Source organism: Pseudomonas sp. 10B238, from assembly GCF_000970615.1.
In the GTDB taxonomy this organism is placed as follows: Bacteria; Pseudomonadota; Gammaproteobacteria; order Pseudomonadales; family Pseudomonadaceae; genus Stutzerimonas.
This window is the reverse complement of the sequence record NZ_KQ033934.1, coordinates 12,545-27,813: the sequence shown is the minus strand read 5'-3', so window position 1 is coordinate 27,813 and position 15,269 is coordinate 12,545. Positions and strand designations below refer to the sequence as shown.

Annotated in this window: 20 protein-coding genes and 1 pseudogene; 10 read left to right on the top strand and 11 right to left on the bottom strand. The window is 58.8% G+C overall.

Annotated elements, in window-relative coordinates:
• Positions 1-54: 54 nt before the first annotated feature.
• Positions 55-576, bottom strand: coding sequence for a ribosome biogenesis factor YjgA (gene yjgA / locus RT21_RS13180; protein WP_046163089.1), 522 nt, complete (start codon positions 574-576; stop codon positions 55-57).
• Positions 577-682: 106 nt separating this feature from the next.
• On the opposite strand from yjgA, the gene pmbA reads away from it, so the two are divergent.
• Complete coding sequence (gene pmbA, locus RT21_RS13175; RefSeq protein ID WP_046163088.1) at positions 683-2,029, top strand: metalloprotease PmbA; 1,347 nt, start codon at positions 683-685, stop codon at positions 2,027-2,029.
• Positions 2,030-2,124: 95 nt separating this feature from the next.
• Here the strand turns inward: pmbA and RT21_RS13170 are convergent, their stop codons facing one another.
• From RT21_RS13170 to RT21_RS13125, 10 genes are all read right to left on the bottom strand, one after another.
• Positions 2,125-2,397 (bottom strand): HPr family phosphocarrier protein, encoded by a 273-nt coding sequence (locus RT21_RS13170; protein WP_046163087.1) that lies wholly within the window; start codon positions 2,395-2,397, stop codon positions 2,125-2,127.
• An 8-nt stretch (positions 2,398-2,405) separates the two neighbouring features.
• The gene (gene rapZ, locus RT21_RS13165; protein ID WP_046163086.1) at positions 2,406-3,263 is read right to left on the bottom strand and encodes an RNase adapter RapZ; all 858 of its coding nucleotides are present in this window, start codon (positions 3,261-3,263) and stop codon (positions 2,406-2,408) included.
• A gap of 329 nt (positions 3,264-3,592) precedes the next feature.
• The gene (ptsN, locus tag RT21_RS13160; protein ID WP_046163085.1) at positions 3,593-4,057 is read right to left on the bottom strand and encodes a PTS IIA-like nitrogen regulatory protein PtsN; all 465 of its coding nucleotides are present in this window, start codon (positions 4,055-4,057) and stop codon (positions 3,593-3,595) included.
• Positions 4,058-4,063: 6 nt separating this feature from the next.
• Positions 4,064-4,372, bottom strand: coding sequence for a ribosome hibernation-promoting factor, HPF/YfiA family (gene hpf / locus RT21_RS13155; protein WP_046163084.1), 309 nt, complete (start codon positions 4,370-4,372; stop codon positions 4,064-4,066).
• Positions 4,373-4,450: 78 nt separating this feature from the next.
• A complete protein-coding gene (locus RT21_RS13150; RefSeq protein WP_046163083.1) occupies positions 4,451-5,968 on the bottom strand; it encodes an RNA polymerase factor sigma-54 in 1,518 nt (505 codons plus the stop codon).
• Between the two features lie 145 nt (positions 5,969-6,113).
• Positions 6,114-6,839, bottom strand: coding sequence for an LPS export ABC transporter ATP-binding protein (lptB, locus tag RT21_RS13145; protein ID WP_045424713.1), 726 nt, complete (start codon positions 6,837-6,839; stop codon positions 6,114-6,116).
• The gene (gene lptA, locus RT21_RS13140; protein ID WP_046163082.1) at positions 6,839-7,387 is read right to left on the bottom strand and encodes a lipopolysaccharide transport periplasmic protein LptA; all 549 of its coding nucleotides are present in this window, start codon (positions 7,385-7,387) and stop codon (positions 6,839-6,841) included. The genes lptB and lptA overlap by 1 nt, the downstream gene beginning before the upstream one ends.
• Entirely contained in the window at positions 7,374-7,946 is a 573-nt protein-coding gene (gene lptC / locus RT21_RS13135) for an LPS export ABC transporter periplasmic protein LptC (protein WP_046163081.1), read from the bottom strand. The genes lptA and lptC overlap by 14 nt, the downstream gene beginning before the upstream one ends.
• Positions 7,947-7,954: 8 nt before the next feature.
• Positions 7,955-8,476: a KdsC family phosphatase gene (locus RT21_RS13130; protein ID WP_046163080.1), complete on the bottom strand. Its 522-nt coding sequence runs from the start codon at positions 8,474-8,476 to the stop codon at positions 7,955-7,957.
• A complete protein-coding gene (locus tag RT21_RS13125) occupies positions 8,477-9,451 on the bottom strand; it encodes a KpsF/GutQ family sugar-phosphate isomerase (protein WP_046163079.1) in 975 nt (324 codons plus the stop codon).
• 260 nt (positions 9,452-9,711) lie between these two features.
• Here RT21_RS13125 and RT21_RS13120 point away from each other — a divergent pair, with 260 nt between their 5' ends.
• From RT21_RS13120 to hisG, 9 genes and pseudogenes are all read left to right on the top strand, one after another.
• The gene (locus RT21_RS13120; RefSeq protein ID WP_046163078.1) at positions 9,712-10,527 is read left to right on the top strand and encodes an ATP-binding cassette domain-containing protein; all 816 of its coding nucleotides are present in this window, start codon (positions 9,712-9,714) and stop codon (positions 10,525-10,527) included.
• Entirely contained in the window at positions 10,520-11,317 is a 798-nt protein-coding gene (gene mlaE, locus RT21_RS13115; protein WP_045424727.1) for a lipid asymmetry maintenance ABC transporter permease subunit MlaE, read from the top strand. The genes RT21_RS13120 and mlaE overlap by 8 nt, the downstream gene beginning before the upstream one ends.
• A complete protein-coding gene (gene mlaD / locus RT21_RS13110; RefSeq protein ID WP_046163077.1) occupies positions 11,317-11,775 on the top strand; it encodes an outer membrane lipid asymmetry maintenance protein MlaD in 459 nt (152 codons plus the stop codon). Before mlaE ends, mlaD begins: the two co-directional genes overlap by 1 nt.
• A gap of 10 nt (positions 11,776-11,785) precedes the next feature.
• Positions 11,786-12,436, top strand: coding sequence for an MlaC/ttg2D family ABC transporter substrate-binding protein (locus tag RT21_RS13105; protein ID WP_046163220.1), 651 nt, complete (start codon positions 11,786-11,788; stop codon positions 12,434-12,436).
• Positions 12,429-12,755 (top strand): STAS domain-containing protein, encoded by a 327-nt coding sequence (locus RT21_RS13100; protein WP_046163076.1) that lies wholly within the window; start codon positions 12,429-12,431, stop codon positions 12,753-12,755. Before RT21_RS13105 ends, RT21_RS13100 begins: the two co-directional genes overlap by 8 nt.
• Positions 12,755-13,237 (top strand): phosphate-starvation-inducible protein PsiE, encoded by a 483-nt coding sequence (locus tag RT21_RS13095; protein ID WP_045424739.1) that lies wholly within the window; start codon positions 12,755-12,757, stop codon positions 13,235-13,237. Before RT21_RS13100 ends, RT21_RS13095 begins: the two co-directional genes overlap by 1 nt.
• A 99-nt stretch (positions 13,238-13,336) precedes the next feature.
• A complete protein-coding gene (locus RT21_RS13090; protein ID WP_045424742.1) occupies positions 13,337-13,576 on the top strand; it encodes a BolA family protein in 240 nt (79 codons plus the stop codon).
• 102 nt (positions 13,577-13,678) lie between these two features.
• Positions 13,679-14,944, top strand: a complete 1,266-nt coding sequence (gene murA / locus RT21_RS13085; protein WP_046163075.1) for a UDP-N-acetylglucosamine 1-carboxyvinyltransferase — start codon at positions 13,679-13,681, stop codon at positions 14,942-14,944.
• 116 nt (positions 14,945-15,060) lie between these two features.
• A pseudogene (gene hisG, locus RT21_RS24165) lies at positions 15,061-15,268 on the top strand (ATP phosphoribosyltransferase); the annotation flags it as partial.
• Position 15,269 lies beyond the last annotated feature (1 nt).

The window sequence follows — 15,269 nt, the reverse complement described above, 5'->3', positions numbered from 1 at the left end:
CTAGAGACCTGCGGCGCGGTGCTTATGGATTGGGGTTGCGGCCTGCAGCTTGGTTTAACGCAATCCCCGTTGGGTTTCGTCCAGCTCGCGGATGTACTTGAAGATCTTGCGGCTGGCGGCCGGCGGCTTGTCCCGCGCAGCTTCGTGTTGGGCATGGCGGATCAGGCCGCGCAGGTGCTGACGGTCTGTTTCGGGATATTCGATGATGAAGGCTTCGAGTGTCTCGTCATTGCCAGCGATCAAGCGGTCGCGCCAGCGCTCTAAAGCGTGGAAGCGTTCGTTGTACTGGCGGGTCGAGGCATCGAGCTGGTCGACCAGGGCGAGGATGGCATCGACATCCTGATCACGCATCAGTTTGCCGATGTATTGCAGGTGGCGTTTGCGCGCGATATGAGCAGTGTGTTTCGGTGCGTCGGCAAGCGCCTTGCGCAGTGCATCGGTAAGTGGCAGGCGGTCTAGCACATCGGGTTTTAAGGTAGCGAGGCGTTCACCCAGATCCTGGAGAGCATGCAGTTCGCGCTTGACCTGGGTTTTGCTTTTTTCCTCGAAACCGTCGAGATCGGAAATATCAGACATGGGGCTGGTCCAGTAGGTAATGCCGCCATGATAACAGTAGCCTAGCGACGGAGCTCAGCCGAGCACCGCTGGCTGCAACTTGATCGAATCAGTTGTTGGAGTATGTATGAGTGAAGTCGAGGGGATCGGTCCGCATGCGTTGCCAGGCTTGCGCGAAAAGGTCGCGAGGATCTTAGAGGAGGCCAGCCGACAGGGTGCCAGTGCCTGCGAAGTCTCCGTCTCGATGGAGCAGGGCCTGTCCACAACGGTCCGCCAGCGGGAAGTGGAAACGGTCGAATTCAATCGCGATCAGGGCTTCGGCATCACGCTTTACGTCGGCCAGCGCAAAGGCTCGGCGAGCACGACTGGCAGCGGCGACGAAGCGGTCCGCGAAACCGTAGCGGCCGCTTTGGCGATCGCCAAACACGCGTCTGCCGACGAGTTTGCCGGGCTTGCTGATCCGGCGTTGATGGCGAAGGACGTGCCGGACCTGGATCTCTATCATCCTTGGGGGATCTCTCCTGACGAAGCGATTGAGGTGGCGCTCAGTTGCGAAGCGGCGGCTTTCGCTACGGACAAACGCATTCTCAACGCCGACGGCACCAGCCTGAGCACCCACCAGGGGTGCCGTGGTTATGGCAACAGCAATGGCTTCATCGGTGCTTACTGCAGTTCTCGTCACAGCCTCAGCAGCGTGATGATTGCCGAGGCCGACGGGCAGATGCAGCGGGATTATCACTACGATGTCTCGCGTGTGGCAGCTGACCTGGCCTCTGCTGAGTCGATTGGCCGGCGTGCCGCTGAGCGTGCCGTTCGCCGACTGGGTGCGCGCCCTGTACCGACCTGCGATGTGCCAGTGTTGTTTTCTGCGGACCTCGCGACGGGGCTATTTGGACATTTTCTCGCGGCGATCTCCGGTGGGAATCTCTATCGGAACTCGTCCTATCTAGAAGGCGCACTGGGGCAGACGCTGTTTCCGGAATGGCTGAATCTCGATGAACGTCCGCATCTGCCTCGCGGGCTGGCCAGTTCGGCTTATGACGGCGATGGCCTGGCGACCTATGCCAAGCCGTTCGTCGAGAATGGCAAACTGGTCTCTTATGTGCTTGGCACCTATTCCGGGCGCAAGCTGGGTATGCCCAGCACTGCCAATGCGGGTGGGGTACACAACCTCTTCGTGAGCCAAGGTGATGAAGACCAGGCCGCATTGATCCGCCGTATGGGGCGCGGGCTATTGGTCACCGAACTGATGGGGCAGGGCTTGAACCTGGTGACTGGTGACTATTCGCGCGGCGCCGGGGGTTATTGGGTCGAGAACGGCGAGATTCAGTTTCCGGTGCAGGAGGTCACCATCGCGGGAAACCTGCGGGACATGTTCCGGCAGATCGTTGCGGTTGGCTGTGATGTTGAGTCGCGCAGCAGCATTCACACTGGGTCGGTGCTGATCGAGCGCATGAAGGTGGCGGGTCAGTAGGTAATCAGTAGCAAGCAAAGCGGAAAGATAACGTACAGGGAAACACTTGGCGTTATCTGGACTGAAGCCCCTTTTTCGGCCGCGCTTGCCGCTTGCTATTCGCCTTCTTCGAAATAGTCTTCGATCAGGGCGATCAGCGCCTGGAGCGCTTCATGCTCCTGCTCGCCCTCTGTCTGCATGTGCAAACGGGTGCCTTTGCTGGCAGCGAGCATCATCACCGCCATGATGCTTTTGCCATCTATGAGGCTGGACGGGCAGCGCCCCAACCGGATGTCGCAAGGGAAGCGATTAGCGACTCCGACAAACTTGGCAGCTGCCCGGGCATGCAGACCGAGCTTGTTGATGATGGTGATCTCGCACGACGGCATGTGTATTCCTAAGCCAGGTCGCGGTGGCGGACCTGGACGTTCTTTAGAGGTTCGCGCAGCGCATGACCGAGCCGCTCAGCCAGATAGACCGAGCGGTGGTGTCCACCGGTGCAGCCAATGGCGACTGTGACATAGGCGCGGTTGCTGGCGGCGAAGCGGGGAAGCCATTTGCTCAAGTAGGCCAGGATGTCTTGGAACATTTCCTCGACGTCCGTTTGTGCGGCGAGATAATCGACAACAGGCTGATCCAGTCCGGAGAAATCGCGCAGATCGGCCTTCCAGTAGGGGTTGGGCAGGCAGCGCACATCGAATACCAGATCGGCGTCCACCGGCATACCACGTTTAAAGCCAAAGGACTCGAAGAGAAAAGCCGTACCCGGCTCTGGCTTGTCCAGCAGGCGCAGCTTCAGGGTGTCTCGTAGCTGATAAAGATTCAGGTGTGTGGTGTCGATCTTCAGGTCGGCGTGATCGATGATAGGCGCTAGAAGCAGTTCTTCGTCACGGATGGCTTCGGCCAGGGAGCGGTTCTGGTTGGTCAGCGGATGCCGCCTACGGGTCTCCGAAAAGCGCTTGAGCAATGTCTCGTCGGCGGCATCGAGATACAGTACATCGCACTGGATATATCGGGCACGGACATCTTCGAGCAGCTCGGGAAAGCGTTTTAGTTGACTCGGCAGGTTGCGCGCATCGATAGATACCGCGACTTGTGGCTGCAGCAGTTCTGTGTGCAACAGTGCCCTTTCTGCCAGCTCTGGCAGAAGGCCGGCGGGAAGGTTGTCGATACAGTAGAAACCATTGTCTTCAAGGACATTTAGCGCAGTGCTCTTGCCCGATCCAGAGCGCCCACTGACGATGATTAACCGCATCGAGCTTTACCATTCAGCAGGGCTTGGCCTTGAACACCTTTTTTCGCGTCGCGCCGGCAGGGTGTGTTTTGGCAGATAAGGGGCACGTTTCTTCCTCACTCAGCGTAGGGCGACAGAATATTGCTCTGTCCTAGCAGGCTGTTGGAAAACCACTCGAGCAGACATGTCTCGTTAAAACAGCCACGGCCGCCACCCCAGTCAGAACGCATCTTTAGCCAATCAAAGTGCGTTTTTTCGGTCTGTTAACCTCGGTCCAGCCTTCGGCTTTCTTTCACGGAACCCGGCCGTTGGGCTTGCCAACCACCGCTGATGTTGTCCCGGACGGCCAACTAACGACCGTTCTGAATATCCACCACAGCCTGATACAGTTGCTGGCCCGACGTGGTCCCGCGCAGCCGTTCACGGACCTCTTCACGATCCAGCATGCTGGCAATCTGGCGAAGCAGCTCCAGATGCTCATCGGTGGCTGCTTCTGGCACCAGCAATACGAACAATAGATCGACGGGAGCGCCGTCGATTGCGTCGAAATCTACTGGCGTATTGAGCCTCAGCACTGCACTGAGCGGCGAAGTGCAGCCGGGCATACGGCAGTGCGGGATCGCAATGCCATTGCCGAAGCCGGTTGAGCCAAGCTTTTCGCGGGCGATGAAGCTTTCAAAGATTGCTTGGTCATCAAGATCTGGCAGATCCCCACCAAGCACCTTGGCGATCTGCTCCAGGACGCGCTTCTTGCTGCCGCCCGGTACGCCCACTAGGGCGCGGCCGGGGGTTAGGATATTTTCGATTCGGATCATGATGGGTTAGCGAGCCAGGGCGCCCTGATGGTGGTCGAGCTGTTTTTCTTTGTGTTTGATGAGCTGCCGATCAAGCTTGTCCGCAAGCAGATCGATCGCGGCGTACATGTCGCTGTGCTCGGCGTTGGCAACAACTTCGCGGCCAGCTACATGCAACGTCGCTTCGGCCTTCTGCCTCAGCTTCTCGACTTGAAGAATGACTTGAATGGCAATGATGCGATCGAAATGCCGTTCTAACCGCTCGAATTTTTCCTCGACGTAGTCACGCAGGGGTTCTGTGATTTCCAGGTGAAGGCCAGTGATGTTGACTTGCATACTGCATCTCCTTTTTGCCACGTGCGGATTGGTGGGCAGCAAGCCCGCCATCGGAAGAACTCGACCAGTGCTCTGGTGTTACATCAGCCGCTTGCGCTCGCTGGATGGCGCGATACCGAGTGATTCGCGGTACTTTGCGACGGTGCGGCGTGCGACCTGAATCCCCTGTTCTTCCAGTAGACCAGCGATCTTGCTGTCGCTCAATGGCTTTTTCTGGTTTTCCGCGGCCACCAGTTTCTTGATGATTGCGCGGATGGCGGTAGACGAGCACTCGCCGCCTTCGGCAGTGCTCACATGGCTCGAAAAGAAGTACTTGAGTTCGTAGATGCCCCGGGGCGTGTGCATGAACTTTTGCGTCGTGACACGCGAAATGGTCGACTCATGCATGCCCACCGCTTCGGCGATGTCGTGCAGAACTAGCGGCTTCATGGCCTCGTCGCCGTGCTCGAAAAAGCCCCGCTGATGCTCGACGATCTGGGTGGCCACCTTCATCAGCGTTTCGTTGCGGCTGAGCAGGCTTTTGATGAACCAGCGTGCTTCTTGCAGCTGGTTTCGCATGAAGGTGTTATCCGCGCTGGAGTCGGCGCGTTTGACGAACCCGGCGTATTGCGCGTTTACCCTCAGGCGCGGCATTGCCTCCTGATTCAGCTCCACCAGCCAGCGGCCATTGTGCTTGCGCACGATCACGTCAGGCACCACGTATTCGGGCTCGCCCGCTTCGATCTGCGAGCCGGGGCGTGGATTGAGCGTTTGGATCAAGTCGATGATCTGGCGCAATTCGTCTTCTTTGAGCTTCATCCTGCGCATCAGCAAGTTGTAATCGCGCCCGCCAAGAATATCCAGGTGGTCACTCACCAGCCGGATGGCCTCACTCAGCCACTCGGTGCGTTCGGGCAGTTGACGAAGCTGCAACAACAAGCATTCGCGTAGATCCCGCGCACCTATACCTGCGGGCTCGAACTGTTGGATGCGGCGCAGAACCACTTCGATCTCATCGAGTTCAATTTCAAGTTCTGGATCGAAGGATTCGAGGACTTCTTCAAGCGTTTCGTCGAGATAACCCTGTGGATTGATGCAATCGATCAGGGTGGCCGCGATGAGACGGTCGGTATCGCTCATCGGGGCGAGGTTGAGTTGCCAAAGCAGGTGGCTTTGCAGGCTCTCGCCGCTGGACGTGCGGCTGGTGAAATCCCACTCATCGTCATCGCTGCTCGGCAAGCTGCTGGCGCTGGTCTGATAGATGTCTTCCCAAGCGGTGTCTACCGGCAGCTCATTGGGGATGCGGTCGCCCCAGTCGCCTTCTTCGAGGTTCTCAACGGTATTGATGGGCTCGTCATAGTGATTGTCCGGCTCGCTCTGCTCGGGCGAGTCGGCTGAAGGGCTTTCGCTTTTCTTTTCGATCGACTCGGCCATTGGATCGGAGTTGTCGAAATCATCCCCGTCTTCTTCGCGCTCGAGCATGGGATTGGAATCCAGCGCTTCCTGAATCTCTTGTTGGAGATCAAGCGTGGATAGCTGGAGCAATCGTATGGCTTGTTGCAGCTGCGGTGTCATCGTCAGCTGCTGGCCCATCTTCAGGACTAGCGATGGTTTCATGGCAGAGGACTTCGAACCTTTTTTGCCGGCGCAACCGCGCCTGTTCCGATTTCGCTGGCGCCGCGCGCCCGTGTAAGCAAATTATATGCCTGCCAATGAAGCCTTTGCCTAGCCCTGTAGGTTCGTCCGGGCAGAAAAAACAACTTCAAAGTCGGAATTCGTGTCCCAGATAGACTTCCTTGACCAGCTGATTGGCCAGGATGGTTTCTGCGTCGCCCTCAGCGATCAATTGACCGTCATTAACGATGTAAGCGGTTTCGCAGATATCCAACGTTTCGCGGACGTTGTGATCGGTGATCAGTACGCCGATGCCCTTGGCCTTCAGGTGATGAATGATCTGCTTGATGTCGCCGACCGAGATCGGGTCGACGCCAGCGAAGGGTTCGTCAAGAAGAATGAACTTGGGTGCCGTGGCCAGGGCGCGGGCTATCTCGACGCGGCGTCGTTCGCCACCGGACAGGCTCATGCCGAGGCTGTCGCGGATGTGGTGAATGTGAAACTCCTGCAGCAGGCCTTCTAAGGCTTGTTGCCGACCGCTGCGATCAAGGTCCTTGCGCGTTTCCAAGATCGCCATAATGTTGTCGGCTACCGACAGCTTGCGAAAGATCGAGGCTTCCTGCGGCAGATAGCCAATACCGGCTCGGGCTCGGCCGTGCATGGGCAGGTGCGTCACGTCCTGGTCGTCGATCAAGACCCGGCCCTGATCCGCTTTTACCAAACCGACAATCATGTAGAAGCAGGTGGTCTTGCCGGCACCATTTGGGCCCAGCAGGCCAACGATCTGTCCGCTTTCGATGGACAGACTGACATCACGCACGACCTGACGACTCTTATAGCTCTTCGCTAAATGCTGGGCCTTGAGAATTGCCATTACTCGGTCTGCTCCGTTGCCGGCTGTTCTTTATTACGCGGCTGGATGACCATGTCCACACGAGGGCGTGGCGTGGTGACGTCGGTATTGGTGGCGCGACCAGCATTGACGATCTGCCGCTGGGTGTCATAGACGATCTTTTCGCCTTCGAAAGTGTTGCCTTCCTGTACGACCTTGGCCTGGTCGATCAGCACGATCCTTTCGTTCGCGGCGAAATACTGGATGGTTAGCCCGTACGCCTTGACGATTTCCTTGTCTACCGCTGGTTTTTGCTCGTAGTAGGCCGGCTTGCCGATGGCGGTGAAAACCTCGACATCACCGTTATCGTCCTGGGTGATGGTGACCGTGTCGCCGGTAATTTTCATGGTGCCCTGGGTGATGACCACATCGCCGCGATAAACGGCAACGCCCTGTCGGTCGTCCAGTTCGGCGGTGTCGGCCTGTACACGGATAGGCTGGTTGCGGTCCTCTGGGAGCGCATGGGCGTTCGAACCGAGCAGGAAGATAGTCAAACCGATCAAAAGGGGGAGGGTCTTAACGCAGCTCATGCTGGCCTCTTACGTTGGATAGCAGGAGCATCCTGCCTTCATCTAGATACGCTTTCATGCCCGTAGCGGTCGTTACACCGTTTGCGGCGACGATTCTAACGGGTTGGCGGGTCTCGGCATAATCCTTCTCGGGGAGCACCGTCATCCTGCTGGTGGTAATGATCGTCGGACGGCCCTTGGCGTCATTGCGTTCGATCCTGACGTTATCGATCAGCTCGACTTCCTCGCCTTGCGGGCCCACTTCGCCGCGCTCGCTGGTGACATGCCACGGCAGCTCGGAACCTCGAAAGGAACGAAGGTCGGGGCGGGTCAGCAAGCTGATATCGCTGGCCTTGATATGCTCCACCTTTTCGGCAGTCAGCTCATAGTTGCGCTTGCCGTCCGGCTGGTATTGCACGGTACGGGAGTTGGTGACGTAGAAGTCGATGGGCGACTCTTTGCCCTGAGTCACTGGTGCGTCCTGCATGAAGCTCTCGGGGCGAATGTTCCAGTAGCCAATCGCGATCAGAAGCAGAGCGATCAATAGCAGAATGACGGGGAAGCGGAGTCTGCTTAGCATGGGTGCCTCTAGAGGTAAGCGGTCTGAGCGGCTTCGAGGCTGCCCTGGGCCCGCATGATCAGTTCGCAGAATTCTCGCGCTGCGCCTTCGCCACCACGGGCGGTGGTGACGCCGTGAGCATGCTGACGAACGAACGCGTCGGCACTGGCGACCGCCATGCCCAGGCCTACCCGGCGAATCACTGGCAGGTCCGGCAGGTCATCGCCGAGATAGGCGACCTCGGCGTAGTCGAGACCGAGTTCGCCGAGCAATTCATCGAGCACCACGAGCTTGTCCTCACGCCCCTGATAAAGGTGCTGGATGCCCAGGTTTTGCGCCCGGCGTTCAACCACAGGCGTCTTGCGGCCGCTGATGATCGCGGTGCGTACGCCGGAGTTGATCAGCATCTTGATGCCGTGGCCGTCCAGGGTATTGAAGGTCTTGAATTCGCTGCCGTCGACAAGAAAGTACAGCTTGCCGTCAGTTAGCACGCCGTCCACATCGAATATGGCCAGGCGAATGTCGCGGGCACGTCGTAACAAGTCGTTCACTTACATCACTCCTGCGCGCAACAGATCGTGCATGTTCAACGCGCCAATCGGTCGGTCGTTTTCATCAACCACCACGAGCGCGTTGATCTTGTTGTCTTCCATGATTTTCAGTGCTTCGGCCGCAAGCATGTCGGCGTCAGCGGTCTTACCATGCAGTGTCATGACCTGATCGATGCTGGCCTGACGAACATCGATGCCCTTGTCCAGCGTACGACGCAAGTCGCCGTCAGTGAATATCCCCGCCAGGCGGCCGTCTGCCTCTACCACGGCCGTCATCCCAAGTCCTTTCTGGGTCATTTCCAGCAGGGCCTCGCGGAGGGATGTGCCACGATTGATCAGCGGCAGGCGATCACCGGCGTGCATCACATGCTCCACCTTCAGCAGTAGGCGTCTGCCCAAAGCGCCGCCCGGATGTGAGAAGGCGAAATCCTCGGCAGTAAAGCCGCGCGCTTCCAGCAGCGCAATCGCCAGCGCGTCACCCAGTACCAGGCTGACGGTCGTCGATGAAGTTGGTGCCAGGTTCAGGGGGCAGGCCTCGATGGCGACGCTCGCGTCGATGTTGACCTCCGCCGCCTTTGCGAGCACTGACTCGGGATTGCCCGTCATGCTGATCAGCGTGATGCCGAGGCGCTTGATCAGTGGCAGCAGGGTGACGATCTCGCTGGTGGTTCCCGAATTGGAAAGCGCCAGCACCACGTCATCATGCGTGATCATCCCCATGTCACCATGGCTGGCCTCGGCCGGATGGACGAAGAACGCCGTGGTACCGGTGCTGGCGAGCGTGGCGGCGATCTTGTTGCCGATGTGCCCGGACTTACCCATGCCGACGACGACGACTCGGCCCTTACTCTGAAGGATCAGTTCGCAGGCTTTGACGAAGTGTTCATCGATACGTGTGCTGAGCTGTTCCACCGCCTCCATTTCCATGCGGATGGTCCGCTGGGCAGTCTCGATCAACTGGCTGCTCTGGCTCATGTCTGGGTCATCGCCTGAATGAAAACGCGGGATTATAGCGGTAAACCGGGCGCCGCTCACTGAAAAGCGTGGCGCGGATCGTCGCGTTTGAAGCTGAACCCAGGCTGAACGAATGTGCGCTCGTTCATGCAACGATACAGAGACCAGCTTGGGACGCCCATGGCGCGGTGCTATAGTTCGCGCCGCCAAAAACGGCTCTGCGAAGTATCTCCGAAAGAACGGGGGGCGTCTGATTCGCAAGCTGTATCCGAGGAGATCCGATGAGCGCCGCCAACGCTAACGCCGTCGAGCTGAAGGGTGTGACCTTCAAGCGCGGTGAGCGGAGCATTTTCAACAACGTCGACATTGTCATTCCCCGTGGCAAGGTGACGGCCATCATGGGCCCTTCCGGCTGTGGCAAGACGACTTTGCTGCGCCTGATCGCCGCCCAACTCAAACCGACCCGCGGTGAAGTCTGGGTGTCTGGAACTAATTTGCCGACGCTGTCGCGTCGCGAGTTGTTCGACATGCGCAAGCAGATGGGCGTGCTGTTCCAGAGCGGCGCCTTGTTCACGGACCTTGATGTGTTCGAGAACGTCGCCTTCCCGCTACGCGTCCACACCAAGCTGCCCGAAGAGATGATTCGCGACATCGTGCTGATGAAGCTGCAGGCGGTTGGCTTGCGTGGGGCAGTCGAGCTGATGCCAGAAGAGCTGTCTGGAGGAATGAAACGGCGGGTGGCGCTGGCGCGTGCGATCGCGCTCGACCCGCAGATCCTGATGTACGACGAGCCGTTCGCGGGGCAGGACCCCATTGCAATGGGCGTTCTGGTACAGCTGATTCGATTGCTAACCGACGCGCTGGGAATCACCAGTATCGTGGTCTCCCACGACCTGGCCGAAACCGCGAGCATCGCTGACTACATCTACGTGGTGGGCGACGCCCAGGTATTGGGGCAGGGGACGCCAGCGGAGCTTCATGAATCGACCAATCCGCGGATTCGGCAATTCATGAAAGGGGCCGCGGATGGTCCGGTACCGTTCCATTTTCCGGCGCCGGCCTATGCCGAGGATCTTTTGCGAGGCTCAGATGCGTAAGCGTTCTTTGATCGAGCGTGTCCGCCGGGTAGGCGAGGCTGGAATGGACGTGGTCGCGGCTCAGGGGCGCGCGACGCTGTTTCTTTTCCACGCATTGTTCGGCCCCAGCGGGCTGGACGGTCGATTCTCTCTACTGATCAGGCAGTTGTATTCGGTTGGCGTGTTGTCTCTCGCGATCGTAGTGGTATCGGGAGTATTCATCGGCATGGTGCTTGCGCTTCAGGGCTATAGCATTCTCAGCAGCTACGGCTCCGAGCAGGCCGTGGGTCAGATGGTGGCGCTGACACTGTTGCGCGAATTGGGACCAGTGGTCACAGCATTGCTGTTTGCCGGTCGTGCGGGCTCGGCGCTGGCGGCCGAGATCGGCAACATGAAGTCCACCGAGCAGCTGTCCAGCCTGGAGATGATCGGTGTCGACCCGTTGAAGTACATCGTTGCACCGCGGTTATGGGCCGGCTTCATATCGCTTCCATTGCTCACCGTAATCTTCAACGTCGTCGGCATCTGGGGCGGCGCCATGGTTGCGGTGGACTGGCTCGGCGTCTATGAAGGCTCGTTCTGGGCCAACATGCAGAACAGTGTCACCTTCTCTACCGACGTGTTGAACGGCGTCATCAAAAGCATGGTGTTTGCCGTCGTGGTGACCTGGATAGCGGTATTTCAGGGCTACGACTGCGAACCGACGTCCGAAGGGATCAGTCGCGCCACCACCCGGACCGTGGTTTACGCCTCGTTGGCAGTACTCGGTCTCGACTTTATTCTGACCGCCTTGATGTTTGGAGATTTCTGATGCGTATCCGCACCCTGGAAATAGGTGTTGGTCTGTTTCTGCTGGCGGGCGTTCTGGCCTTGCTGCTGCTGTCGCTGCGGGTCAGCGGTCTGAACGTCGCCAGTACCGACACCTACAAGCTGTACGCCTATTTCGACAATATTGCCGGTTTGAGTGTCCGATCCAAGGTCACCATGGCTGGTGTGACCATCGGCAAGGTGACGGCGATCGATCTGGATCGCGAAAGCTATACCGGCCGTGTCACCCTGGAAGTTCAGAAAGACGTCGACATCCTGCCGACCGACTCCACCGCTTCTATCCTGACTGCCGGGTTGCTCGGCGAGAAATACATTGGCATCAGCGTCGGTGGCGAAGAGGAAACACTCGGCGACGGCGACACGATCCGCGATACCCAGTCGTCGCTGGTGCTGGAAGAGCTGATCGGCAAGTTTCTACTCAATTCGGTTAATAGAGAGTGAGGTGCAACCCATGATGACTGCCCTGCGTCGCGGCTTGCTGGTGCTGCTGGCTGCCTTTCCCTTCCTGGTTCAGGCGGCGCCCAGCGCCCATGAAGTGATCGAGCGCACCACTGATGAATTGCTTGCTGATCTCAAGGCGAACAAGGAGCAATACCGGCAGGATCCGAGCGCGTTTTACGAGTCGCTCAACAATATTCTGGGGCCAGTGGTGGATGCCGAAGGAATTTCACGGAGCATCATGACCGTGAAGTACTCGCGTAATGCGAGCCCTGCCCAGATGACTCGTTTCCAAGAAAACTTCAAACGCAGCCTGATGCAGTTCTACGGAAATGCGCTGCTGGAATACAACAATCAGCAGATCAAGGTCCTTCCCGCCAGTGGCAAGCAGGACCCGGAGCGCACCAGTGTCGGTATGGAAGTGACGGGTCGTCAGGGCGAGATTTATCCCGTGTCCTACACCATGGTCAATCACGATGGGGTTTGGATGGTTCGCAACGTCATCATCAATGGAATCAATATCGGCAAGCTGTTCCGAGATCAATTTGCCGATTCGATGCAGAAGAACAATGACGATCTGGATAAGACCATCGATGGTTGGGCCGAGGTAGTGGCGCGAGCCAAGGACACCGAGGCGGGTCAACGGGCGGCGGGCGATGAGTGACGGGCGGGTTGAGCGGGGCGCTGACGGCGAGATTCGCCTGTCGGGCGTGCTCGACTACCAGTCCGGCCCAGCCTTGCGTCGGCAGGGGCAGGCGCTGATTCGTCAGGCCAAGGGCACGCGCGTGTTGGTCGATTGCTCCGAGGTTGAACGATCCAGTAGCGTCGGCTTGTCTTTGCTTTTGGCCTTCACCCGGGATGTGCAGAAACAGGGCGATGAGCTTGTTATTACTGGTTTGCCCGCTGACATGCGGGACCTAGCGCAGGTATCCGGTTTGCTGGATGTTCTTTCGCTGGCGGACGAAACAGAAGGAGCTGTGTAATGTTGCTGCGATGGGCGGAAGCGACGCGGGCCAAGGTGCACTTGGCCGCTGAGTCGTTGGGTAATCTTCTGGTCGAGACCTTTCACTACCTGTCGCTGTTCGCGATCGGTGCCGTCACCGCCTGGGCTGGGTTGGTTGCGTTTCTAGGCATGGTCGAGAAAGGCAGCATCAGCGTTGATGACATTCTGCTGCTGTTCATCTATCTCGAGCTCGGTGCGATGGTGGGTATCTACTTCAAGACCAACCATATGCCGGTGCGCTTTTTGATCTATGTCGCAATCACCGCGTTGACCCGGCTGCTGATCTCCGACGTCTCGCACCACCACCGTCCGGATATGGGTGTCGTCTATATTTCCGGCGCGATCCTGCTACTGGCGGTGGCTATTCTGGTGGTGCGCTTCGCGTCATCTCGTTTCCCCGCGGTGGCGCCCAGCAGCCGACATCCGCAGCGCCGCGACGCCGATGCCGAAACGCTCGACTGAATGCAGCTTCGTCAGTCAGCGCGGCTTCGGGGTTCGCAGCCTCCGGGCTTTTTTGTATGATGACCGGCCGTGCGCGTCCGGCGCCGATCGAGGTTGAACATGCAGGCCGTAGAAGTTAAGAATTTTCTGGAAGAGAAGCTTTCAGGCGCTCAGGTGGAAGTCGAAGGCGAGGGCTGCAACTTCCAATTGAATGTGATCAGCGACGAGTTGGCGGGCATGAGTCCGGTCAAGCGTCAGCAACAGATTTATGCTCATCTGAATCCGTGGATCGCCGACGGCAGCATCCACGCCGTTACGATGAAATTCTTCAGTCGTGCCGACTGGCTCGCGCGTGGCTGATCGCCGGTCATAACAGGCATCTCTCAGTCCTTGCGCGACCGACAAAGTCGTGCACGGCTCTTCTTCGCCAGTGCTTCGAGCCTGCGGGTTACGGGAACATTCATGGATAAACTGATCATCACCGGCGGTGCCCGCCTTAACGGCGAGATCCGCATCTCCGGCGCCAAGAACTCGGCCCTTCCGATTCTGGCCGCTACCTTGCTGGCCGATACTCCAGTGACCGTCTGCAACCTGCCGCACTTGCACGACATTACCACCATGATCGAGCTGTTCGGCCGTATGGGCGTGCAACCGGTCATCGACGAAAAACTCAGCGTTGAAGTCGACGCCAGCAGCATCCAGACGCTGGTCGCGCCCTACGAGCTGGTCAAGACCATGCGTGCTTCGATTCTCGTGCTGGGGCCAATGGTGGCTCGGTTCGGCGAAGCCGAGGTGGCCCTGCCCGGCGGCTGTGCCATCGGCTCGCGTCCGGTGGATCTGCACATACGTGGTCTGGAGGCAATGGGCGCGAAGATCGACGTCGAAGGCGGCTACATCAAGGCCAAGGCGCCAGCTGGCGGCCTGCGCGGTGCACATTTCTTCTTCGATATCGTCAGCGTGACCGGTACCGAAAACATCATGATGGCGGCGGCATTGGCCAATGGCCGCTCCGTGCTGGAGAACGCCGCGCGTGAGCCGGAGGTAGTCGACCTGGCCAACTTCCTCAACGCCATGGGTGCACAAGTATCCGGCGCCGGTACCGACACCATCACCATCGACGGTGTGAAGCGCCTGGGTGGCGGCCGTTATAGCGTGATGCCCGACCGCATCGAGACGGGCACCTATCTGGTGGCCGCTGCCGCCACTGGCGGACGCGTAAAGCTCAAGGACACGGATGCGACGCTGCTCGAGGCGGTGTTGCACAAGCTCGAAGAGGCCGGTGCCCACATCGACACCGGGAGCAACTGGATCGAGCTGGACATGAAGGGCAATCGGCCCAAAGCGGTAAATATTCGCACAGCGCCTTATCCTGCGTTTCCGACCGATATGCAGGCGCAGTTCATTGCCATGAACGCGATCGCTGAAGGCACTGGGACGGTTATCGAGACGGTGTTCGAGAACCGCTTCATGCACGTTTACGAAATGAATCGCATGGGTTCGCAGATTCTTGTCGAGGGCAATACCGCTATCGTGACCGGCGTACCCAAGCTCAAGGGTGCTCCGGTCATGGCGACCGACCTGCGCGCATCAGCGAGCCTGGTCATCGCGGGCCTGGTGGCTGAGGGCGATACATTGATCGACCGCATCTACCACATCGACCGCGGTTACGAGTGCATCGAGGAAAAGCTGCAATTGCTGGGCGCCAAGATTCGCCGCGTACCGGGCTAACTGAGGGAATAGGCTAGGGTTGCCGGCTCGATTTTTGGCAGCCCATCGCCGAGGTCTGCAAACGCCCGGGCCGATGCCAAGGTCGCCATCAATAGGCTTCAAGGAATAAACCGTTCATGCTCACCATCGCCCTGTCCAAAGGCCGCATCCTCGACGATACGCTGCCGCTGCTCGCCGCCGCCGGTATCGTCCCCACCGAGAATCCGGAAAAAAGCCGTAAGCTGATCATCCCGACTACGCAGGACGACGTGCGTCTGCTGATCGTGCGTGCCACGGATGTACCGACCTATGTCGAGCACGGCGCCGCGGACCTTGGCGTCGCGGN